This is a genomic window from Hymenobacter arcticus (assembly GCF_054779975.1).
Map to the genome: position 1 here is coordinate 122,024 of NZ_BAAGXF010000009.1, position 21,339 is coordinate 143,362.

Consider the following 21,339-nt stretch of genomic DNA (forward strand, 5'->3'; position numbering starts at 1 on the left):
ACGCTAATTTGTGGCTATTGGTATTGGAAGGTGATGGGCAGCGTGAAGCGTACCGGTACGGCGTGCTTGCTCTGGTAGCCGGGCGTCCAGGCGGGCATCTGGCGCACCACGCGCAGAGCTTCCTCGTCCAAGCCATAGCCTAGTCCTTTGAGAATAGTCACCTCCGAAATCACCCCATCGGCTCCTACTACAAAGCTCAGAAACACGCGGCCGCCCACGCCCTCGGCCAGCGCCCGGCTGGGGTAGCGCAAGTGGCTACGCAGGTACTGAAGCAAAGCCGCTTGCCCGCCCGCAAATTCCGGCATCTTCTCCACGTACACGAAGGGCTCGGTAGTGGCTGGGGCCACGTTCGCGGTGCCAGCGACATCGCCCCCAGGTACGCCGGGCAACGCGTTAGGGTCGGCCGCAATATCTACGCCCGGCGTGACGGGGCCGGTGAGACCATCCACTATGTCGGTAGTTTTAGGAGGAGTAAGGTGCGGCTGAGGCAGTTCCTCTTTGGTTACCTGCGTGGGGATGACCGGGGCAGGGTGCGTGGCCACCGCCCGCGCCCGGGGCGGGGCCTGCACGGCCAATTTTGGCTTCTCGATAACAGTTGGTGGGGTAACATCGATTGGCGTAAGGTGCGCCGGGTGAGAAACTGCCACCATGGCTACTGGCGCAAAATGCTGTTTCACCACCCAGCCCAACCCCAGCAAAGCGCAGAAGGCCAGCGTGAGGCCCCCAGCCGACGTTAGAGTACGCTGGTAGTCGTGGCGTAGCTGGTAGGCCCCGTAGGCCTGGTTGCGGCCTTCAAATACAACCTCATCGAGGCTATCGGTTAAAAAAGCGGGAAGTAGTGACATAGAGGGAGAATGAAAAATGAAGGAAAGGCCACCAGTATCACCCGGCTACTGAACTGATGCCTGCTCCGGTCTTTTTCCACATCACTCTCCCACTTATTCCTACAAAATAAGCCAGACGCTAAAATACAAAAAAGCCCTGACTACCAAGTAGTCAGGGCTTTTTGCGCGAACTGGTTAGCTTATTGAATCTTGTAGGTTACCGGTACGGTAAACGATACCTTCACTGCCCGGCCGTTCTGCTTGCCAGGAATGAATTTTGGTAGCGTTTTGATGGCCCGCATCGTTTCGGAGTCAATCGTGCCGCTCAGGCCTTTCACGATTTTTACATCTGATACGTCACCGTTTTCATCAACCGTAAAGCTGGCGAAAACCTTGCCTTCTACCTGGTTGCGTAGGTCAGCCGCGGGGTAGCGTACGTTCTTCTGGATGGCATTTACAATGGCACCCATGCCGCCGCCACCGGGGAGGGCTGGCATTTGCTCCACGTAGGTGTAGACTTTAGTTTCTACTACCTCTTCTACCACTTTGTTGCCTTCGCCACTCAGGCCGCTCAAGTCGGGGGCATCCGTGTTACCTTTTACGGTCACGGTAGCTACCGTCTTGTCTTCCAGCTCCTTCTGGTCAGGCACCTCTTCCTTCTTAACTTCCTCATCCTTTTTTACCACCGGGGGGGTAAACTTGATGGTAGTCAGCTTGGGGGGTGGGGGTGGTGGCGCTTCGGGGGGCGGGGGCGGGGGTGGCGGCTTGGTGTTGTCTAGGGGAGGCGCATCCATGAGCACGTTCTCCTTCAGGTTCAACACCTCCTTGGGCTTGCGGTCTTCCAGCATCTTGGCGATGGCCGGAATGAACACCAACAGCGCCAGAATGGCCGTGCCGATGATGATTGCCCGCATTGCGTTGCGTCCGTAGATGCGACGCAACTCAAACGCGCCATATGCCTTATTACGCCCCTCGAATACGATGTCGTTCAAGCTAGCCTTAGCTAGCTGCGCATTATCCATCATAGCAGGTTCTGTTTTTTAATGAGGTCAATGTCCTTCTTCGCGATGTCAATCAGGGCGTATTTCTTCTGATTGGTGATGTTCATCTCGTCCAGGATATCTACCATGTTCTTATATTTTGCCTGCTTGCCATCGTTGACATACGGCTCGATAAGAATGATAGGCTCTGGCTCTTGCTTCTGACGGGCGAGGAGCACCTGGCGGATACCGTTGGCCGAAAAGTCGGTCACCTTAATCTCGGGTACAGCTACGCTTTTGTCATTAGGCTCGTTCAGACCGAAGTAGTAGAAAACCTTATCATCGGGGGCCAGGATGATGGTCACGGCCTGCGACGCTTTGATTTTAGTCTGCTCTTCGGGGTTCGGGTTTTTCTCCTTCACCGGCATCGTGAGCTGCATCACGTTGGGCTTGGCAAAGGTGGTGGTGAGCATGAAAAAGGTCAACAACAGGAAGGCAAGGTCTACCATGGGCGTCATGTCGATTTTGGTCGACATTTTCTTTGCCCGTTTCTTGCCTCCCTTACCGGAGTCGCCTTTTTGTTGGATTTCTGCCATGATTCAAAAAGGTTAGTTTACGGTCGTGGGCTTCATCTCAAGGCTGGTTTGCAGGTTGAAGCGGTTGATGTCTTTTTCCTGCAATACCTTGATAATCGTCTGGATGGTCTTTACATCCGCGTCGCCGTCGCCCTTGATAACCAAGTAGGTAGGCTTCTGGAACAGCGAAGCGTTGGCCTTACGGGCGGCTACTACCCAGTCAATCACCTGATTGTTGAGCGAGTCGTACGGAATGCCGGGAAGCGTGGGGTTGAGCGCCTTGCGTTGCTCCGTATCCTTGTCGAGGTAGCTACCCAATTGAGCAATCGGCACCCCAAAGTTGGGGAGAAGCGCAAACTGCTTAATTTGGGTGGGCGTGAAATTAACGCCGTACTTGGTACCTACTTCCTTGATGATGGCTTCCTTGATAGGAGCCTTATCGTAGCCGAAGAAGACCCGCTTTTTGGAGTCAACTATCAGCGTCAGGATGTCGCTATCGGGGGCGCGCAGGTCCGACGTCGAAGACGGCGGGTCCACTACCACAGCTTCATCGGGGCGAAACTGCGTGGTCAACATAAAGAATGTTACCAGCAGGAAGGCCAGGTCGACCATCGGCGTCATATCGAGTGACGGCGAGGTGCGGTGCGGTTTTACTTTAGGCATTGCCGGGAGAAGTTAAAATGACTGGACGGGCCAAATGCAAGGGATTAAATCGGTGCTACCACTAGCGGGCCGGTGGCTAAGAAGCCAAGCGGAAGCCGCTCACTGGTACTGATGCCGACTGCGTACCGATTGCACACGGTACCCGAAAAAAAAATTGGGGCGGGGACGGCAAAACGCCTCCGCCCCTTTTTTTGTGCCAGCAGCTCCTTACGACTCCTGACCTTTGGCGCCGTGCTGCGCAGCGAAGGTCTGGATGATGCTGAAGCCAGCCTCGTCGATGCTGTAGGTCAGCTCGTCAATTTTGCTGGTGAAGAAGTTGTAGGCTACGATAGCTACGGCCGACGTACCGATACCGAGGGCGGTATTGATAAGTGCTTCCGAGATACCCGTTGCCAAGGCAGTAGCGTCGGGGTTGCCGGCCTGAGCAAGTGCCGAGAAGGCCTTAATCATACCGAATACCGTACCGAGCAGACCTACCAGCGTAGCGATAGAAGCCAGCGTGGAGATGATAACGAGGTTCTTTTCCAGCATCGGCAGCTCCAGGGCGGTGCTTTCTTCGATTTCTTTCTGGATGGCCAATACGCGCTGGTCGGTGTTCATCGTGGTTTCGCGGCCCATTTCCTGATATTTCTTCAAGCCGGCGCGTACTACGTTGGCAACCGAACCCTTCTGCTGGTCGCAGATGGCGATGGCACCAGCAATATCATTGCTGTTCAGCTTCTGGCGAACGCCACGCACGAACGACTCAATGCTTTTGCTGCCTTTGGCCTTCGAGATGGTGAGGGCACGCTCAATCGAGAACGTGATTACGCAGAGCAACATCGTCAACAGAATTGGTACGATAACGCCCCCTTTGTAAACAATGCCGAGGTAGTCACCAGGCTTCGGGTTGTTTTCGGGATTGCCGCCCAGGAAGTGGCTCGGGTCGCCAAGCACAAACTTGAAGATGACCAGACTGGCGATAAAGGCAACGATGATAACGATGACCGAAAACAGCGAGGCACCACCGCTGCTCTTAGCGGGTGCGGCCTGAGAGGCGGCCGGCGCAGCGGGCCGAGCGCCCGGGTTTACAGCATTTTTCTGTTCCATGTGTCCAGTTAGTGTAGGAGGTGGGGGGTTGGTTGAAGGTAAAAAAGAAAATGGTAGGCTTGTGGTGGGCCGGTTATAAAGCCGGGAGCCACCAGCGGAAAAAGGAGTTTCGGGGCCGAATCTACGCCGAAGCCAGTAAAATCCAGGCTTAATGGAATATTTTTTGTGTAGTCTTTCCTTCGCCCAAGCTTGATAAGTACGCGGTGAACTTGGCGACTTACCCGCTGAATTTCTGGTGAGGGGCCAACGTAAGAAACCGGTTTGGGGTTGACAAGGAGGATTTTGCGAGCAACTAGCGTTGACTGCGCAAAACCGATTTAGCGAGCAGCTTCGTGCCCATTATCAATTCTTTACCAGCCGTGCGCTTCGGGTTTGTTTAGTGGCCCGCGGTTTTGGCTTCGTTCCAGTACACGTCCATCTGGGCCAGGGTGAGGTCGGGCAGGGCCTGGCCGGCCTGGGCTGCCGCCGTTTCGAGGTACTGAAAGCGGCTGATAAATTTCCGGTTGGTGCGCTCCAGCGCCTCTTCGGGGTTGATACCGGCAAACCGGGCGAAGTTGACGAGCGAAAACAGCAGGTCGCCAAACTCCTGGGTGGCGCGCTCGGCCTGAGCCGCATCGGCAGGAGGCTGGCCGTGGCCGTACTCGTCGCCAAACTCGGCCAGCTCTTCCTGCACCTTGTGCCATACCTGGGCGGGGTCGTCCCAGTCGAAACCCGCGCCGCGCGCTTTTTCTTGAATACGCATGGCTTTTACCAGGGCGGGCAGGGAGGTGGGCACGCCACCGAGCACGCCGCCGGTATTGCCTTTTTCCTTGAGCTTGAGTTGCTCCCAGTTGCGCTTCACGGTGGCTTCGTCATCGGCCTGCACATCGCCGTAAATGTGCGGGTGGCGGTATATTAGCTTCTCGCACTGCGCGTTAAGCGAATCAGCAATGTCGAACGCCCCCTGCTCAGCAGCAATGCGGGCGTAGAACAGAAGGTGCAGCATCACGTCGCCCAGTTCCTTTTTGAGGTCGGGCAGGTCGTTGCGCAGGATGGCATCGCTGATTTCGTAGGTTTCCTCGATGGTGAGGTGGCGCAGGCTTGCGAGGGTTTGCTTTTTGTCCCAGGGGCACTCCTGGCGCAGGCGGTCGAGCACGTCGAGCAGGCGGCCGAAGGCCGCTAGCTGGGCCGGGCGGCGGGAGGGAGCAAGCAGGGGGTTATCCATAAAAAATGACGATAAGTAGCGGAGAAACTGGTCGTTTTGAGCGCAGTAGACGTTGAGTAGGCAGGTGGAATAGCCGCCCAGCCAGCCCAGTTATTGGGATGCTCCCGGGGGTGACAAGTACAGATAACGGGCAAACAACCGGCCCTTCAACCTACTTTTGCAAAGCTAAAGCAACGAATTGTGACCCTCATAAAATCTATTTCCGGCATCCGCGGCACCATTGGTGGGCCGGCCGGCCAGGGGCTAACGCCCCTCGACGTGGTGAAATATACGGCCGCCTACGGCACCTGGGCGGCTTCCCAAGCCACTACTAGCAAGCTGATAGTGATTGGCCGCGACGCCCGGATTTCGGGTGAAATGGTGAGTCGCCTCGTGGCGGCCACGCTGCAAGGCCTTGGCTTTGACGTACTTGACTTGGGCCTGAGCACCACGCCCACCGTAGAGATGGCCGTGCCCGCCAAGAAAGCGGCCGGCGGCATTATTCTCACGGCCTCGCACAACCCCAAGCAGTGGAACGCCCTGAAACTGCTCGATATGCACGGCGAGTTTTTGTCGGCCGCGGCGGGTGAGCAGGTGCTTGCGCTGGCTGAAGGCGACAGCATCGAGTTTGCGCCGGTGACCAAGCTGGGCAAGTATGCCACCGACGAAACTTTTCTGGCCGAACACATTGCCGCCATTCTGGCCTCCCCGCTCGTAGATATCGAAGCCATTAAGGCCAAGAAGTTTCGGGTGGTGGTGGATGCCGTGAACAGCAGCGGTGGCTTTGCCGTGCCGCAACTGCTAACGGCGCTGGGTGTGGAAACCATCGAGAAAATCCACTGTGAGCCCACCGGCGACTTTGCCCACAACCCCGAGCCCCTACCCGAGCACCTGCGCGACATTGCCAAAGTGCTGGAAAAAGGTGGCTTCGACCTCGGCATTGTGGTGGACCCCGACGTGGACCGCCTAGCCTTGGTGAGCGAAAACGGCGAGATGTTTGGCGAAGAATACACCCTGGTGGCCGTGGCCGACTACGTGCTGGGCTACCACGGCGGCGGCAACACCGTGAGCAACCTCAGCAGCACCCGCGCCCTGCGCGATGTGACTGAGAAGCACGGCGGCACCTACAACGCCGCCGCGGTGGGCGAAGTAAACGTGGTGACTAAGATGAAAGAAACCAACGCCATCATCGGCGGGGAGGGCAACGGGGGCATTATCTTTCCCGAGCTGCACTACGGCCGCGACGCATTGGTGGGTATTGCGCTGTTTTTGACCCATTTGGCTAAGTCGGGCCTGGCGATGAGCCGCCTGCGCAACTCCTACCCAAGCTACTTCATCTCGAAGAACAAGATTGAGCTGACGCCCGATATCGATACCGACTTGGTGCTGGTGAAAATGGAGGAGCGCTACGCCAAGCAGCCGGTAAACACTATCGACGGGGTGAAAATCGAGTTTGGTAAGGAGTGGGTGCACTTGCGCAAGTCGAACACGGAGCCCATTATCCGCATCTACGCCGAGTCGGATTCTAATGCCACGGCCGACCACTTGGCTCAAAAGATTATCGCTGATATCAAGGAAATTATCTCAGCTAAGTAGTGCGTGTGCGGTAAGCTTTAGCTTGCCGTGTTAAGGAAAAAGCGCTAAATCTTTATCTAGAACGGCAAGCTGAAGCTTACCGCACATCACGTTATGCACGCCTACTTCGACAACGCCGCCACTACCCCTCTCGACCCTGAAGTGCTGGATGCCATGCTACCCTACCTGGCGCAGCACTACGGCAACCCCAGCTCTCTGCACGGCCCGGGGCGGCAAGTGCGCTCGGCTATTGAGCAGGCGCGCAAGTCGGTGGCTGCGTTAATAAACGCTGCGCCGAGCGAAATCACGTTCACTTCAGGTGGCACGGAGGCTGATAACTACGCCATTTTTGGCAGTGTGCGCAGCTTAGGGCTGAAGCACGCAATCACTTCGCCGCTGGAGCACCACGCCGTGCTGCACCCGCTGCAAGCCCTGGCCAAAAGCGGCGAAACCGCCTTGAGTTACCTGCGCCACGACGCCCAGGGCCGCCTTGACCTGGCGCACCTGGAGGAGCTGCTGGCTGCGCACCCGCGCACTTTCGTGAGCATTATGCACGGCAATAATGAGCTGGGTAACCTAAATGATATCAAGCAGATAGGTGAAATATGCGCTCGCCACGACGCGGTGTTTCATACCGACACTGTGCAGACGATGGGCCACTACCGCCACGATGTGCAGCAGCTGAGTAACCACTTTCTGGTGGGCTCGGCGCACAAGTTTCACGGGCCCAAGGGGGTAGGCTTCCTGTACCGGCGCGGGGGCGTGGAGGTGGCGCCGCTCATCCACGGCGGCTCGCAAGAGCGCAACATTCGCTCGGGCACCGAGAATGTGTACGGCATTGTGGGCCTGGCTAAGGCGCTGGAAATTGCCTGCCACGGCATAGCTGAGCACCAGCAGCATATTCAGGGCCTCAAAGACCGCCTCATTGGTCAGCTCACGGCGGGCATTGCCGATGTGCAGTTCAACGGCCTGTCGGCCGAAGCTGACCAGAGCCTTTATACGGTGCTCAGCGTGAGCCTGCCGCCGTCGAGTATCAGCGAAATGCTACTCTTTAGCCTGGATATCAACAAGGTAGCGGCGTCGGGTGGCTCGGCCTGCACCAGCGGCGCGCAGTTGGGCTCGCACGTGCTAGAGGCGTTGGGCACCGCCACCGACCGCCCCACCGTGCGCCTTTCCATGAGCAAGCTCAACACCGAGGTGGAGGTAGACTACGCCGCGGCGCAGCTCATTAAGCTTTACCAAAAGTGAGGTGAAGAAGAAATAGTCGTAAGGATTTGAACAGAGGAATTACTTTAGCTGGTAATTCCTCTTTCTGTTTTCTTTCGTTACTGCTATGTCTCTGCCTGGCAACCGCTGGCCGGCCTGGCGCTGGGTGCGGCGCTACTTCGGCTTTTCGCGGGCCGAAACGCGGGGCTTCGTGCTGCTATTGCTGGGGGCGCTGGCTGCGGCGGTGCTGCCCGTGCTGCTACGCCCCACCGACCCCATCTATCTACCCGCCGCCGACCAGCGCCAGCTCGACGCCTGGAGCCACGACCTCAGCGTCCGCCTCGACTCGGGCCGTGCGGCCAATGACCGGGCCTATGCCGCCCGCTACCCCGCCCGCAACCGGCGCGGCGGCGCGGCCGGCGGCAGCCGCTACCCCGCCGTGCCGCAGGTGCGCCTCGCACCCTTCGACCCCAATGCCCTCTCGGCCGAGGGCTGGGAGGCGCGGGGTGTGCCGCACTTCGTGGCCAGCCGCATTGTGAACTACGGCCAGAAGGCCGGGGGCTTCCAAGCCAAAAGCCAGGTGCAGCGCATCTACGGCCTGCCCGACTCGGTGTACCAGCGCCTCGCTCCCTTCCTGCAGCTGCCCGAGGCCATGCCGGCCCGCGGCGGCGCGGCCAGCTACGCGGCGGGCCGGCCGCCTTTTGAAACCAATGCGGCGGGCGCGCCCAGTCGCTTTCCGCGCAAGCCGGCGCACTTGCAGCCCTTCGACCTCAACCTGGCCGATACCACGCAGCTGATGCAGATAAAGGGCATCGGGCGCGGGCGAGCCAAGTACATTGTGAAGCAGCGCGCCGAGCTGGGTGGGTATATCACTGAAAATCAGTTGGAAGAAGTATTTGTGCTGCGCGATGCGCCCGACTTGGTCGATAGCCTGCGCAAGTACACGTTTGTGGCGGCAGGCTTTGCGCCCCGGCCGGTACACATCAACTCCAGCACCTTCGACGAGCTGTGGCCGCACCCCTACGTGGGCAAGCCGCTGGCCCGCCTCATTGTGGCCTATCGCAAGCAGCACGGCCCCTTTGCCACGCCCGATGACCTGCGGCAAATCAAGATTCTGAAGGAGGAGAACTTCGTCAAACTTCGCCCCTACGTGCGCTGCGAATAGGCGTCTGTCGATAAATTATTCGGACGTTATTTGAAATCGTTCTAAATTGCAGGCTCATTCGCTTGCCCTTTACTCGATGAAAGTATTTTTTCGCCGCATTCACCTCTACTTGGCCCTGGCGGCGGGCCTAATTTTCTTCGTGCAGTGCCTCAGTGGTACGGTGCTGGTTTTCGAGGAAGAAATAACGCATGCCCTTCACAGTGAACGCTATAGCGTGCCGGTGCCTGCTGGCCAGCCCCGGCTCTCGCTGGCGCAGCTGGCCACCCAGTTTCAGCAGGCCACGCCGAAAGCCAAGCTGCTGGGCTTCAAGGTATACGCCGACCCGGCCCGCACCGTGGAGCTAACCTACCGCGACGGCAACGCCAAAGGCGCACGCCCCGGCGAAGGCGGGCGCGGTGAGGGTAGTGGCCGGGGCGAAGGTGAACGTGGCGAAGGCCGCGGGACTAATGCAAGCGGACGTGGCGAAGGCCGCGTGTCCATCGGAGACGGCCAAGGCGAAGGCCGTGGACGTAGCGAAGGAGCGCGTGGCCCTGGTGAAGGTGGCCGCAGCGAAGGTCGCGGTCCTAGTGAAGGCCGCGGCCCCGGCAAAGGCCGCCCCGAGCGCGGCAGCACGGCTTTCCTCAATCCCTACACCGGCCAGGTGCTGGGGCTGCAGAAGGAAAAGCAATTACCAGTATTCAAGGTGGCCGAAGACCTGCATCGGCGGATGCTGGCCGGCGAAGTGGGTAAGGCGCTCAGCGGGTTGTCGGCGCTATTTATCCTCGTTATTACGGCGACGGGCATTGTGCTGTGGTGGCCCAAAACGCGGGCTATGCTCACGGGCCGCCTGCGCATTAAGTGGGGTGCCAGCTGGAAGCGCCTCAATCACGACCTGCACATCGTGCTGGGGTTCTATTGCTCGCTGTTCCTGTTTGGCATTGCCCTCACGGGGGTGATTATGTCGTACCGCTGGGCCACCGAAGGGCTGTTTAAGCTTACGGGTACCAAGCCCACGGTGGGCATTGCCGCGCCCCTGTCGGCGGCGGCCGGCAGCCCGCGCACGGTGGCCTACGACGCGGCTTTGCGCACCGGCCAAGCCACGTACCGCACCGCCGAGTTTTGGCGGGTGGGCGCACCCAAAGACTCGCTGGCCGCGGTGCCGGTGAGTGCGCCCAGCACTCTGCCGTTGCGCCAGCTGGGCCTCGATACCCTGTTTGTGGACCGTAGCACGGGGGCCGCGCTGGGCCAGCACCTCTACAGCCGGCAGTCGGCGGGGGCCCAGCTGCGCCGCCTCACCAAGCCGCTGCACACCGGCGAAATCGGCGGCATCTGGACCAAGCTATTGGCGCTGGTGGTGACCCTGGCCAGCCTCACGTTCCCGGTAACGGGCGTTATCATGTGGCTGAACCGTACTCGCAAGAAGCCCAGCCGGCCCGGTGCCGTGAAGGCGCTGGAGGTAGCTTGATTAGTTGATTTACAACAAATTAGCACCCAGTAATGCATCTGCATTACTGGGTGCTAATTTGTTGTAAATCAGTATATTGTGAATTACTTCTTTTCCGCCCCCATTTCCAGGGTGCGGAGCTTATCGGCGCGCCAGGCGGTGAAACCAACGACGGCCATCGTCATGAGGCCACCGAATACTACGCTTGGTACGGTACCCATAAACTTGGCCGCCGTGCCACTCTCAAAGCTGCCGATTTCGTTGCTAGAGCCGATAAAAATACTGTTTACGGCCGACACGCGGCCCTTCATGTACTCGGGGGTGTAGGTGTGCACTAGCGTCGAGCGCACGATGACGGATACGGCATCAAAAACGCCGGTGAGAAAGAGCAGGAAGAGGGATAAGTACACGTTTTTGGACAGCGCAAAGGCTACCGTGGCCGCGCCAAAGCCGCCCACGGCCCAAAGCATCTTGCGGCCCGCATTTTTCTTGAGAGGCGAAAACGTGAGAAAAATGGCCATCAGCACCGAGCCCACGGCGGGGGCGGCGCGCAGGTTGCCAAACGAGCCGGGGCTGTGCAGCACATTGGCCGCAAAAAAGGGCAGCAGCGCCACTGCCCCCCCAAAGAGCACGGCAAACATATCAAGCGATAAGGCAGCCAGTACCAGTTGGTTGCTGAAAATGAACTTGATACCACTGGTAATGCTTTCGGCCAGGCCCAGGCGCTCGCCCTCAATAGGAGGCAGCTCGCGGCTGGCAATACTGATGAAGAATACCAGGGCCAGCACTTCCAGCACCGAATCGACGCCGTAGGCAAACTCAATACTCAGGTACGTTAGCAGCAGCCCCCCAATGGCGGGCCCCAGCACGGCCGACGCCTGCCAGGTAGTGGAGCTCCAGGTGATGGCATTGGGCAGGTTGGTGCGGTCGGGCAGCAACTGCGGCATAAAGGCAAACAGGGCCGGGCTGAGAAACCCGCGGGCAATGCCACTGATAAAAATAACCAGGTAGAGGGGCCATACCACCGTGGCGTGCAGCGAGGTAAGGTTGAGGCGGCCCCGCTCGAGCAGGGCCGCCTGCAACGGGTGGGCCAGCCACCACAGCGTGAAAGCACACAGCACCAGCACCAGCACGGCGGGCACCACAATGCGCTTGCGACGCACCGAATCGGCTACGTGCCCGGCATACAGCGACACCGTGATGCTGGGAATGGCCTCGGCGAGCCCAATAAGCCCCAGGGCGAGCGGGTCATTGGTGAGCTTAAAAATCTGCCAGCTCACTACGACCCCCTGAATTTGGGTGGCCACCGAAAACAGGGCTCGGGCGGTGACGTAGCGTCGAAAATCGGGGATGCGCAGGGCGGCGTAGGGGTCGTGAGGGGCACTCGGGGTCATGGGCAACTACGGAGGTGAGCGAAAGCCCAACTAACTACCGGGCGGTGTAAAAGTATGGTACAAGGTGAGCGAAAACCGCTTAACTTGCAAGCTGGCCGGCCGTTGTGCGCCGCCTGCCGCCCCATGAACCACGGCCTCGACCTGCTCCATCGTGCTGACTTGCCGGCCCTTATTGCGCGCTGGCACCGCGAAGTATCACCCGGCGAGCTAAAAGCTGGCTACGAGCTGGTGCTGGCCGCCGCCGATGCCGCCGGCTGCGCCCGCTGGCTGCTCGACCTGCGCCGCCGTGAAGACCTCACCGAGCCCAGCGTGAACGCCTGGTTTGGCCAAATATTCGCTCCCGCCCTGCGCGGGCGCTTCCCCGAGGCCGTGCGCCTCGCCTTTCTGGTGTCGCCGCTGCGGGCCGGGCAGCCCGTCACGGCCAGGATATCAGCCGATAGCACCGATTGCCAGATTGCCACTTTTATTGATGAAGCCGCTGCGCATAACTGGCTGGCGCGGCGGCAGTGAGCAACGGCTGGTAAAAGCACCACTCACGCCAGCTGGGCTTTGGTCAGTGCCTCATTGAGGCAGATGGCGGCCTGGCTGCCCGCCGCGGCTGCCAAGAGCGCCTGCTGTTGGCCGGGAACTGTGTCGCCAGCCGCGTAAAGGCCCGGAATACTGGTTTGGGAATTTTTATCGACCCATACGGCACCCTTACCCGTGATTTTGGCTCCTATTTCGGCGGCCAAAGCGCTGCGCTGCTCCTGGGGCGCGTGCAGGAAAAGCGCCTTTCGCTCCAGGTAGGTGCCATCGGTGAATTCGACGCAGCGCAATAGGCCGTCGGGGCCACCTACCAGGCGGGCTACCGGCTCTTGGCGCAGGCCAATGCCAAGCTGACGCAGGCGTTGCCGGCCGTAGGTGCTGAGATGGCCGGGGCCATCGGTAACTACAGTAATATCTGAGCTCCAGTTAGTTAATAGCAAAGCCAGGCCTACGGCCGCTTTGCCGCGGCCGTAGATGGCCAGCGGCTGGTCACGCACTTCGTAGCCGTGGCAGTAGGGGCAGTGCAGCACGCCCGAGCCCCAATACTCGCGGAAGCCCGGCAGGGCCGGCAGCACGTCTTCGACGCCGGTGGCCAGCACTACCCGGCGCGCCGTGCCGCGCCAGGCGCTGCCCTGACCGGTGGTACCCGTGGCCTGAAAGCCGCCGGCAACTTGCTTGAGGCTAGTTATTTTGAGCTCGCGCAGCTCCACGGTGGGGTAGGGGTCGAGCTGCTCGCGGCCCAGCGCCAGCAGCTTGGCGGGCCGCACCCCGTCGCGGGTCAAAAAGCCGTGCACGGCCCCCGAGGGCGCATTGCGTGGCGCACCGCCATCGGCCACCAGCACGCGGCGGCGGCAGCGCCCCAGCGTGAGGGCCGCACTCAGCCCAGCGCTGCCTGCGCCAATAACCAATACATCGTAGTCCATAAAATAAAGCAGTCGAAGGCGGCCCTAAAGCACAGGCGCGCTGCGTACTAAGGGCCAGAGGGGGCGAAAGGTTATGAGGTAGCCCCTGCGGCCCCGGTGGGCTGCGGAGGTTACTTTTAGCCTTCGGCTTGCCGGCTGCGTATTCTCAGCTTCCACCTAATTTCTTATGCACGAGCTTTTTGCCGAAAACCAGGCCTTCCGCGCCCACGGCCGCCTCTGGATAGAAGGCCCGGCCGACCGCTTCCTCGGCATTGGTCGGCTCGAATTGCTGGAGCGTATTGCGGCTACCGGCTCCATTTCGCGGGCCGCCAAGGAGATGGGCATGTCCTATAAAAAGGCCTGGGACTTAGTAAGTTCCATGAATACCCAGGCCCGGCAGCCGCTGGTAGGCACCCAAGCGGGCGGCGCCCACGGCGGCGGCGCGGCCCTCACCGAAGCCGGCGCGCAGGCCGTGGCCGAGTTTCGGGCCATGCAGGCGCGCTTCGAGCAGTTTCTGGCCGCCGAAACGGCCCGGCTGTACCAGTAAATAAGACTGTATTACTAAAAAGCAGGATGAAAAGCAGGTAAACTTTCTGGTGAACCTGGCGTTATATTTGTCCAAACATAACGCTTTTGGTTATTTCGGATATGCTCCTTCCTTTTACTACTAGCCAAGGGCGGTTGGCTCTTTGTGTAATGCTTGTTCTTGCAAGTGGCAGTATAACAAGTGTTTACAGCCAAGCGGTACCCCCAGTCGCCAGCGCCGCCCCGGCTACCATTCGCCTCGAAGGCCTGGTGGCCATGCCCCGCACCCTCACTGCTACCGACCTGGCCGCCCTGCCCCAGCGCGAGCAAACCACTACCGACAAGGAGGGCAAAAAACACGTGTACCGCGGCGTGGCCCTGGCCGATGTGCTGCACCTGGCCGGCGCGCCCGCGGGCAAGGCCATTCACGGGCCGGTGCTGGCCGAGGCCGTGCTCGCCACCGCCGCCGATGGCTACCAAGCCGTATTTGCCCTGCCCGAAATCGACCCCGATTTCTCACCCCAAACCATCCTACTGGCCGACCACCGCGACGGCCAGCCCCTGCCCGCCCACGACGGCCCCTACCAGCTCATTGTGCCGCTGGAGAAAAAGCCCGCCCGCTGGGTGCGCCAAGTCACGGGCCTGAAGGTGGTGAATGTTCAATAATTACTTGATAATGAATATTTTGTAATGAAGAAAAAACTACGCTTTTTGCGCGGTTCGGTAGCTTGCGCGTCGGCCCTGGCGCTGGCCCACCCCATCGCGGCCCAAACTACTAAGCAACCCCGCCGCCCTGCGCCCACCGACACGCTGCACACCGACCTCAACGAGGTGGTGGTGTCGGCTTCGCGGGTAGAGGAGAGCTTTTTGCAGTCGCCCGTGACGGTAGAAAAGCTTAATGCCCGCGCCATTCGGCTGTCGCCGGCCGCCTCGTTTTTCGATGCCATTGAGAACTTGAAGGGCGTGCAGGTTATCACGCCCAGCATTGGTTTTAAGGTGATAAACGCCCGCGGCTTCACCAACACCACCAACGTGCGCTTTGCGCAGCTCGTGGATGGCGTGGACAACCAGGCCCCCCACATTGGCGGGCCCATCGGCAACGTGCTGGGCCCGAGCGACCTGGATATCAACAGCGTGGAGATTGTGCCCGGTACGGCCGCCGCGCTCTACGGCCTCAACGCCATCAACGGCCTGGCCAACTTTCAAACCAAGAACCCCTTTACCTCGCAAGGCCTGAGCGTGCGCCAGCAAACGGGCGTGAACCACGTTAACGACCCCAATGTGAAAACGTTTGGCGAGAACGGCTCGCCAGCTAAGAGCTATTCCGAAACCAGTGTGCGCTACGCTAAAGTGCTGGTGGCAGATAGGTTAGCGTTCAAGGTCAACGGCACCTACCTGCGCGCCTACGACTGGGTGGCCAACGACCAGACCGACATCAACCCCACTGGCAACGCTACCACCGGCCTGTTTGGGGCCGATAACCCGGCCCAGGACCAGGTGAACCGCTACGGCAACGAGTCATCGGACCGCACCACGCTCACGCTGGGCGGCAAGCAGTATGCGGTGGCCCGCACCGGCTACAACGAGCGCGATTTGGTCGATTATAACGTGCGCACCCTCAAGGCCGATGCGGCGGTGCACTACCGCTTCCGGCCGGGCACGGAGCTGGCTTATACCTACCGGGTGGCGAGTTTCGACAACGTGTACCAGCGCTCGAACCGCTTCCGGCTGCAAGACTATCTGCTTCAGCAGCATGCCTTTACGCTGACCACGCCCGTGGTGCAGGCCCGCGCCTACCTCACCCAGGAAAACACCGGCAAAAGCTACAACCTGCGCTCGATGGGCGAAAACATCGACCGCAGCTACAAGCCCGATGCCCAGTGGAATACCGACTTCACCAACGCCTGGAACACCGCCACAGCCGGTGGCCAGGGCGTGGCCGCCGCCCTGGCCACGGCCCGCACCGCCGCCGACGCCGGCCGCCTCCAGCCCGGCACCGACGCCTTCAACCAGCGCCTGAGCACCCTGCAAGACGTGAACAACTGGGACGTGGGCGCGGCCCTGCGCGTGCAGGCCCGCCTGCTGCACGCCGAGGCCCAGGTGAACCTGGCCGAAGCCCTGCGCCGCGGCGGCACCGCCCTGCCCGCCCGCCTCGACCTGCTGGCCGGGGCCGACCACCGCACCTACGTGGTGGTGCCCGATGGCAACTACTTCGTGAACCCCAACCCCGGCAAAGACGCGCTGGCCGACAACCTCACCTACTCCAAAACCGGTGGCTTCGTGCAGGCCGGCGGGCGGCTGCTCGATGAGAAGCTGCGCCTCACGGCCACGCTGCGGGTCGATAAAAACGACTATTTTAACGTGAAGTTCAACCCGCGCTTCACGGCCGTATTCTCGCCCACCCAGCGCCAGAATTTCCGCCTCAGCTACCAGAGCGGTTATCGCTTCCCGAGCTTGTTTGAGGGCTTTTCGAACGTGAATAGCGGCCAGGTAAAGCGTATCGGCGGCTTGCGGGTAATGAGCGATGGTGTGTTTGAAAACAGCTACACCCGCGCCAGCATCGACGCGTTTAACACGGCCGTGACGGCCAATATCAACGCCAATACCTCGTCGCAAACTACGGCCCAGAAGCGCGCGGCCGCGATTTTGGCCAACCAGGGCACGCTTGCCAAAAACCCGTACACCTATCTCAAGCCCGAGTATATCAAGTCGTTGGAAGTCGGTTACAAGGCGGCGTTTGGGGAGCAGGGCCGGCTGCTGGTCGATGTCGATTTCTACTACAACTCGTACCGCGACTTCATTGCCCAGGTGGAGGCCTACGTGCCCATTGCGGCCGCTACGGGCGGCACCACCATTCATGACCCGCTGCCCGCCCCCTACGTGCCCGTGAGCGGCGACAACCTCAACGCGGTGGCCACCGCCCTCAACGCCCGTGGCACCCAGGCCCGCTACCGCCTCTGGACCAACTCGCAGAGCCAGGTGTACAACTACGGCGGCTCGGCCGGCGTGCGCTACAACCTGGCCGGCGGCTACCTGGCCGGGGCCAACGCCACCTACACCCGCCTCGACCGCACCGAAAACGGCGACGGCCTCGAAGACGGCTTCAATACCCCGCGCTGGATGTACAACCTGAGCCTGGCCAACGAAAACGCCTACCAGAACTTCGGGTTCGGAGTCAATTTCCGGCATCAGGTCAGCTACTACTCACAAACCTTCTTGGTCAATGGCACCGTGCCCGCCTTCAACAGCCTCGATGCGCAGCTGAGCTACCACCTGCCGGCAGCGCAGGTGCGCCTCAAACTGGGTGCCAGTAACGTGCTCAACCAGTACTACACCACCTATTTGGGTGGCCCCAGCGTGGGCGGGTTGTATTACCTCACGGTAGCTTATGGGCTATAGCGTTGAGATTGGAAGTTAACTGATACGCCTGTCATTGCGAGCCTGCGAAGCAATCGCACCAGAACAAAATCGGTTGTGTTTGAATTATCCACAGCCTATCGTTCGGGTGCGATTGCTTCGCAGGCTCGCAATGACAGGCTTTTTTTGTCATGACTCCTTTTTCTCCCGCCGAGCGCCAGCGCTACCGCCGCCACCTTCAGCTCGCCGAAATCGGCGAGGCCGGCCAGCAGCGCCTGCGCGCGGCGCGGGTGCTGGTGGTGGGCGTGGGTGGCCTGGGCTGCCCCATCCTGCAATATCTGGCCGCCGCCGGCGTGGGCACCCTGGGCCTCGCCGACGCCGACCAGGTGGAGCTCACCAACCTGCCCCGCCAGATTCTCTATGGCCCTGATGATGTGGGCCAGCCCAAAATAGAAGCCGCAGCCCGTGCTCTGCGCCGAATTAATGAATTGGTAATCTACGAGTTGCATAAAATAAGGGTGAATCCCGACAACGTGCGGGCGCTGGTAGCCGGCTACGACGTAGTAGTTGATGGCTCCGACAACTTCCCGACCCGCTACCTGCTCAACGATGCCTGCGTGAGTTTGGGTCGGCCGCTGGTGTCGGGGGCCATCTACAAGTTTGAGGGCCAGGTATCGGTATTTAATTACGAAGGCGGGCCCACCTACCGCTGCCTTTTTCCGGAGCCGCCCAGCGCCGCCGAAGCGCCCGACTGCAACACCACCGGCGTGCTCAACGTGCTGCCCGGCCTCATTGGCACGGTGCAGGCCACCGAGGCCCTGAAAGTGGTGCTGGGCCTGGGCGACGCCCTCAGTGGCCGGCTGTGGTTGCTCGACACACTGAGCTTTCAAAGCCGCACCCTGCGCTTTAAGCGCGACCCGGTGCAGAGCTTGATTAACCTCGACACCGCTAACCCGGCCGACTACTTCGACGCCAGCTGCGCGCCCGAGCTGGTAAATAATGCACTCACCGCAAGCATATTGCAGCAGCAGCTGGCTTCGGCTACCCCGCCGCTGCTGCTTGATGTGCGCGGGCCGCTGGAGTTTCAGCGCCGCCACCTACCCGGCGCGCAGCTGCTGCCGCTACCCGAACTGGCCGCCCGCGCCGCCGAGGTATCGCGCACCCGCCCGGTGGTGGTGTATTGCCAAAGCGGCGTGCGCAGCGCCCAAGCGGTGGCGCTGCTGCAAAGCCTCGGTTACGCTAATGTGCAGTCGTTGAGCGGTGGGCTGGAGGAGTTTTAGCGAAATGTGTGGTAAGCATTAGCTTGCCGTGGGTAGATGCAACGGGCTACCCACGGCAAGCTAAAGCTTACCCTACATCGCGTTATCCCCAACCTTATACAACGCTGCGAAGTTGGAAGGAATGAAAACACGCGCGCCGTGTTTAAGGTAAAGCATTGACCGGCCCGCCCGGCCTCCCCTAGTTTTAAGCATGAGCAGTTTTCCCGCGTCCACTACCCTTCACGATGCCCACGGCCGGCCCCTGGAATACCTGCGCCTAGCTATTACGGACCGCTGCAACCTGCGTTGCTTCTACTGCATGCCCGAGGAGGGTATTAAGTACATGCCTAAGCACGAGCTACTTAGCTACGAAGAAATGCTGCGCCTGGTAGAAATAATGACTCACTTGGGCGTGCGTAAGGTGCGGCTCACCGGCGGCGAGCCCTTCGTGCGGCGCGACCTAGTACCGTTTATCGAGCGGCTAGCTGCCCTGCCGGGCCTCGATGATATCAGCCTGACTACCAACGGGGTACTCACTGCACCCCACGTGCCTACCCTGGCCCGCCTGGGCGTAAAGGCTGTCAACCTCAGCCTCGATACGCTCGACCGCCAGCGTTTTTTTGAGATAACCCGGCGCGACGAGCTGCCGCAGGTGATGCAAACCTTTCACGCGCTGCTGGAGGCGGGTATTCAGGTGAAAATCAACGCGGTAGTAATGGACGGCCGCAATATCCAGGACCTGGTGCCGCTGGCCGAGCTCACCCGCGAGTTGCCCGTAGAAGTGCGTTTCATCGAAGAAATGCCTTTCAACGGCGGCAGCCACGTGGCCACGCCCGAGTCGCTGCCTTGGAACCACCGCCGCATCCGGCAGCACCTGGAGGCGCACCTCGGCCCTATGCTACCCGCCTACACCCCCACCGGGGCCACGGCCGATGAGTACACCTTGGCCGGCCACCAGGGCCGCGTGGGCATTATTGCCGCCTACTCGCGCACCTTCTGCGGCACCTGCAACCGCCTGCGCCTCACGGCCGAGGGCGGCATCAAAACCTGCCTCTACGACCAGGGCGTGCTCGACCTGCGCGCCATGTTGCGCGGCGGCTCCACCGATGCTGCCATTGCCGAAGCCTTATCGCAGGCCTTCTACCACCGTGCCGCCAACGGCTTTGTAGCCGAGCGCCAGCGCCCCACCCACCAACTCAACTTCGAGAGCATGGCCACTATCGGCGGCTAGGCTTTTTTTCAGTTATCAGTGAGCAGTCATCAGTTATCAATTGGTGGTCCTTAGCTCATAACTGATGACTGATGACTGATGACTGAAAGTATGAACCTCACCGTTGCCCTTTTTGGAATTGCCCGCGAGATTGTGGGCCAGTCGTCGCTAGTGCTGACCGTACCGGCCGGTCAGTCGGCCGCCGGCCTGCTGGCCGATTTGCGTACCCAGTACCCAGGGCTGGCCAAGCTGCGTAGCCTGGCCGTGGCCGTGAATAACGAGTACGCCACCGGCGACGTGCCGCTGCACGAGCGCGACGAAATCGCCCTGATTCCGCCAGTGAGCGGCGGCTAAGCCGCCCGCTCAATTAAAGAAGTTTGTGATGCTTATCGACTTAGTTGACCACGCTATCGATGTGGCTGCCGTGCTGCAAGCCGCCGAATCGGAAGAAGCCGGGGCCGTAAATGCTTTCATCGGCACGGTGCGCAACCGCAGCGACGGCCGCCGCGTGGTGCGCCTGCACTACGAAGCTTACCCGCCCATGGCGGTGCATCAGCTGCGCCGCGTGGCCGAAATGGCCCAGGAAAAATGGCCCATGCTGCGCCAGATAGCCATCGTGCACCGCCACGGTACCCTCGAAATCGGCGACGTGGCCGTGGTCGTGGCCGTGTCCACCCCGCACCGCGCCGACTCTTTCGCTGCCTGCGAGTACATTATCGACACGCTGAAGGAGGTGGTACCCATCTGGAAAAAAGAGGAGTACGAAGACGGCACCGTGTGGGTAGCCGCCCACCCGTAGGCTAATAAGCAGTAGCGCGAAGTTGCACTTCGTGCACGAGCGCAGCGAGTAGCTCGCGTGGCCATCGTTCGGTCTCGTCTGCTCGTTGCGCTCGCGCACGAAGTGCAACTTCGCGCTACTGCTCTTTATATTGAAAGTCGGACTTGCCGCCGGTTTTTTCGATTAGGCGAATTTCCTCAATCACGATGTGGTGCGATATGGCTTTGCACATATCATACACCGTGAGAGCAGCCACGGAGGCACCGGTCAGCGCCTCCATCTCGATGCCGGTTTTGCCCATGACGCGGGCGGTGCACTCGATGAGGAGCGAGTCGGGCGGCACGGCTTCGATGGTTACCTGGCAGTCGTCGAGGCCCAGCGGGTGGCAAAGGGGGATGAGGTCGGCCGTTTTTTTGGCGGCCATTACGCCCGCAATTATTGCGGTTTGAAACACGGGCCCCTTGCGGGTGGGCAAGTCGCCGGCCGTTACCAATGCCAGGATATCGGGGCCGACGCGCACTCTAGCGCGGGCGCGGGCGACGCGGGCCGTACTGGCTTTGCCGCCCACATTGACCATGGCCGGCTGGCCGGTGGGGCCAATGTGGGTAAGCTGCGGGGAAAGGGAATCGGACATAAAACGACGCGTTATAAAACACAAAGAACGGCTAGGTAGCCAGAAACAGCGGCGTGGCACCCGGACATAAAA

The 21,339-nt window shown here is 60.5% G+C and carries 21 protein-coding genes; 12 read left to right on the plus strand and 9 right to left on the minus strand.

Going from position 1 to position 21,339, the window contains the following annotated elements:
* Positions 1-14: 14 nt before the first annotated feature.
* From ACYVGC_RS15840 to mazG, 6 genes are all read right to left on the minus strand, one after another.
* Entirely contained in the window at positions 15-845 is an 831-nt protein-coding gene (locus tag ACYVGC_RS15840; RefSeq protein WP_460584818.1) for an energy transducer TonB, read from the minus strand.
* 179 nt (positions 846-1,024) lie between these two features.
* Positions 1,025-1,816 carry an energy transducer TonB gene (locus ACYVGC_RS15845; RefSeq protein WP_460584819.1) on the minus strand — a complete coding sequence of 264 codons (792 nt, stop codon included), beginning with the start codon at positions 1,814-1,816 and terminating at the stop codon, positions 1,025-1,027.
* A gap of 29 nt (positions 1,817-1,845) precedes the next feature.
* A complete protein-coding gene (locus tag ACYVGC_RS15850; protein WP_460584820.1) occupies positions 1,846-2,400 on the minus strand; it encodes an ExbD/TolR family protein in 555 nt (184 codons plus the stop codon).
* A 12-nt stretch (positions 2,401-2,412) separates the two neighbouring features.
* Positions 2,413-3,042, minus strand: a complete 630-nt coding sequence (locus tag ACYVGC_RS15855; protein WP_460584821.1) for an ExbD/TolR family protein — start codon at positions 3,040-3,042, stop codon at positions 2,413-2,415.
* Between the two features lie 207 nt (positions 3,043-3,249).
* The gene (locus ACYVGC_RS15860; protein ID WP_460584822.1) at positions 3,250-4,131 is read right to left on the minus strand and encodes a MotA/TolQ/ExbB proton channel family protein; all 882 of its coding nucleotides are present in this window, start codon (positions 4,129-4,131) and stop codon (positions 3,250-3,252) included.
* 376 nt (positions 4,132-4,507) lie between these two features.
* Complete coding sequence (mazG, locus tag ACYVGC_RS15865) at positions 4,508-5,335, minus strand: nucleoside triphosphate pyrophosphohydrolase (RefSeq protein ID WP_460584823.1); 828 nt, start codon at positions 5,333-5,335, stop codon at positions 4,508-4,510.
* 180 nt (positions 5,336-5,515) lie between these two features.
* Here mazG and glmM point away from each other — a divergent pair, with 180 nt between their 5' ends.
* The 4 genes from glmM (at position 5,516) to ACYVGC_RS15885 (ending at position 10,704) form a co-directional block, all read left to right on the plus strand.
* Positions 5,516-6,910: a phosphohexomutase domain-containing protein gene (gene glmM, locus ACYVGC_RS15870; RefSeq protein ID WP_460584824.1), complete on the plus strand. Its 1,395-nt coding sequence runs from the start codon at positions 5,516-5,518 to the stop codon at positions 6,908-6,910.
* A gap of 93 nt (positions 6,911-7,003) precedes the next feature.
* Positions 7,004-8,137, plus strand: coding sequence for a cysteine desulfurase family protein (locus tag ACYVGC_RS15875; RefSeq protein ID WP_460584825.1), 1,134 nt, complete (start codon positions 7,004-7,006; stop codon positions 8,135-8,137).
* 85 nt (positions 8,138-8,222) lie between these two features.
* Complete coding sequence (locus ACYVGC_RS15880; protein WP_460584826.1) at positions 8,223-9,260, plus strand: ComEA family DNA-binding protein; 1,038 nt, start codon at positions 8,223-8,225, stop codon at positions 9,258-9,260.
* A gap of 76 nt (positions 9,261-9,336) precedes the next feature.
* Entirely contained in the window at positions 9,337-10,704 is a 1,368-nt protein-coding gene (locus ACYVGC_RS15885) for a PepSY-associated TM helix domain-containing protein (RefSeq protein WP_460584827.1), read from the plus strand.
* Positions 10,705-10,787: 83 nt separating this feature from the next.
* On the opposite strand, the gene ACYVGC_RS15890 is transcribed toward ACYVGC_RS15885, so the two are convergent.
* Entirely contained in the window at positions 10,788-12,077 is a 1,290-nt protein-coding gene (locus ACYVGC_RS15890; RefSeq protein ID WP_460584828.1) for an MFS transporter, read from the minus strand.
* A 123-nt stretch (positions 12,078-12,200) separates the two neighbouring features.
* Between ACYVGC_RS15890 and ACYVGC_RS15895 the strand changes: the two genes are divergently transcribed.
* Positions 12,201-12,587 carry a hypothetical protein gene (locus ACYVGC_RS15895; RefSeq protein WP_460584829.1) on the plus strand — a complete coding sequence of 129 codons (387 nt, stop codon included), beginning with the start codon at positions 12,201-12,203 and terminating at the stop codon, positions 12,585-12,587.
* Between the two features lie 23 nt (positions 12,588-12,610).
* Here the strand turns inward: ACYVGC_RS15895 and ACYVGC_RS15900 are convergent, their stop codons facing one another.
* Positions 12,611-13,525 (minus strand): NAD(P)/FAD-dependent oxidoreductase, encoded by a 915-nt coding sequence (locus ACYVGC_RS15900; RefSeq protein WP_460584830.1) that lies wholly within the window; start codon positions 13,523-13,525, stop codon positions 12,611-12,613.
* A gap of 166 nt (positions 13,526-13,691) precedes the next feature.
* On the opposite strand from ACYVGC_RS15900, the gene ACYVGC_RS15905 reads away from it, so the two are divergent.
* From ACYVGC_RS15905 to ACYVGC_RS15935, 7 genes are all read left to right on the plus strand, one after another.
* Complete coding sequence (locus ACYVGC_RS15905; protein WP_460584831.1) at positions 13,692-14,051, plus strand: winged helix-turn-helix domain-containing protein; 360 nt, start codon at positions 13,692-13,694, stop codon at positions 14,049-14,051.
* A gap of 149 nt (positions 14,052-14,200) precedes the next feature.
* Positions 14,201-14,695: a molybdopterin-dependent oxidoreductase gene (locus tag ACYVGC_RS15910; protein ID WP_460584832.1), complete on the plus strand. Its 495-nt coding sequence runs from the start codon at positions 14,201-14,203 to the stop codon at positions 14,693-14,695.
* Between the two features lie 24 nt (positions 14,696-14,719).
* On the plus strand, positions 14,720-17,428 hold the full coding sequence (locus ACYVGC_RS15915) for a TonB-dependent receptor (RefSeq protein ID WP_460584833.1): 2,709 nt from the start codon (positions 14,720-14,722) through the stop codon (positions 17,426-17,428).
* 149 nt (positions 17,429-17,577) lie between these two features.
* Entirely contained in the window at positions 17,578-18,666 is a 1,089-nt protein-coding gene (gene moeB, locus ACYVGC_RS15920) for a molybdopterin-synthase adenylyltransferase MoeB (RefSeq protein ID WP_460584834.1), read from the plus strand.
* 190 nt (positions 18,667-18,856) lie between these two features.
* Positions 18,857-19,876 (plus strand): GTP 3',8-cyclase MoaA, encoded by a 1,020-nt coding sequence (gene moaA, locus ACYVGC_RS15925; protein WP_460584835.1) that lies wholly within the window; start codon positions 18,857-18,859, stop codon positions 19,874-19,876.
* 90 nt (positions 19,877-19,966) lie between these two features.
* On the plus strand, positions 19,967-20,209 hold the full coding sequence (locus ACYVGC_RS15930) for a MoaD/ThiS family protein (protein WP_460584836.1): 243 nt from the start codon (positions 19,967-19,969) through the stop codon (positions 20,207-20,209).
* Positions 20,210-20,237: 28 nt separating this feature from the next.
* Positions 20,238-20,654: a molybdenum cofactor biosynthesis protein MoaE gene (locus tag ACYVGC_RS15935; protein ID WP_460584902.1), complete on the plus strand. Its 417-nt coding sequence runs from the start codon at positions 20,238-20,240 to the stop codon at positions 20,652-20,654.
* A gap of 115 nt (positions 20,655-20,769) precedes the next feature.
* On the opposite strand, the gene moaC is transcribed toward ACYVGC_RS15935, so the two are convergent.
* Positions 20,770-21,267, minus strand: a complete 498-nt coding sequence (moaC, locus tag ACYVGC_RS15940) for a cyclic pyranopterin monophosphate synthase (protein WP_460584837.1) — start codon at positions 21,265-21,267, stop codon at positions 20,770-20,772.
* Positions 21,268-21,339: the final 72 nt, after the last annotated feature.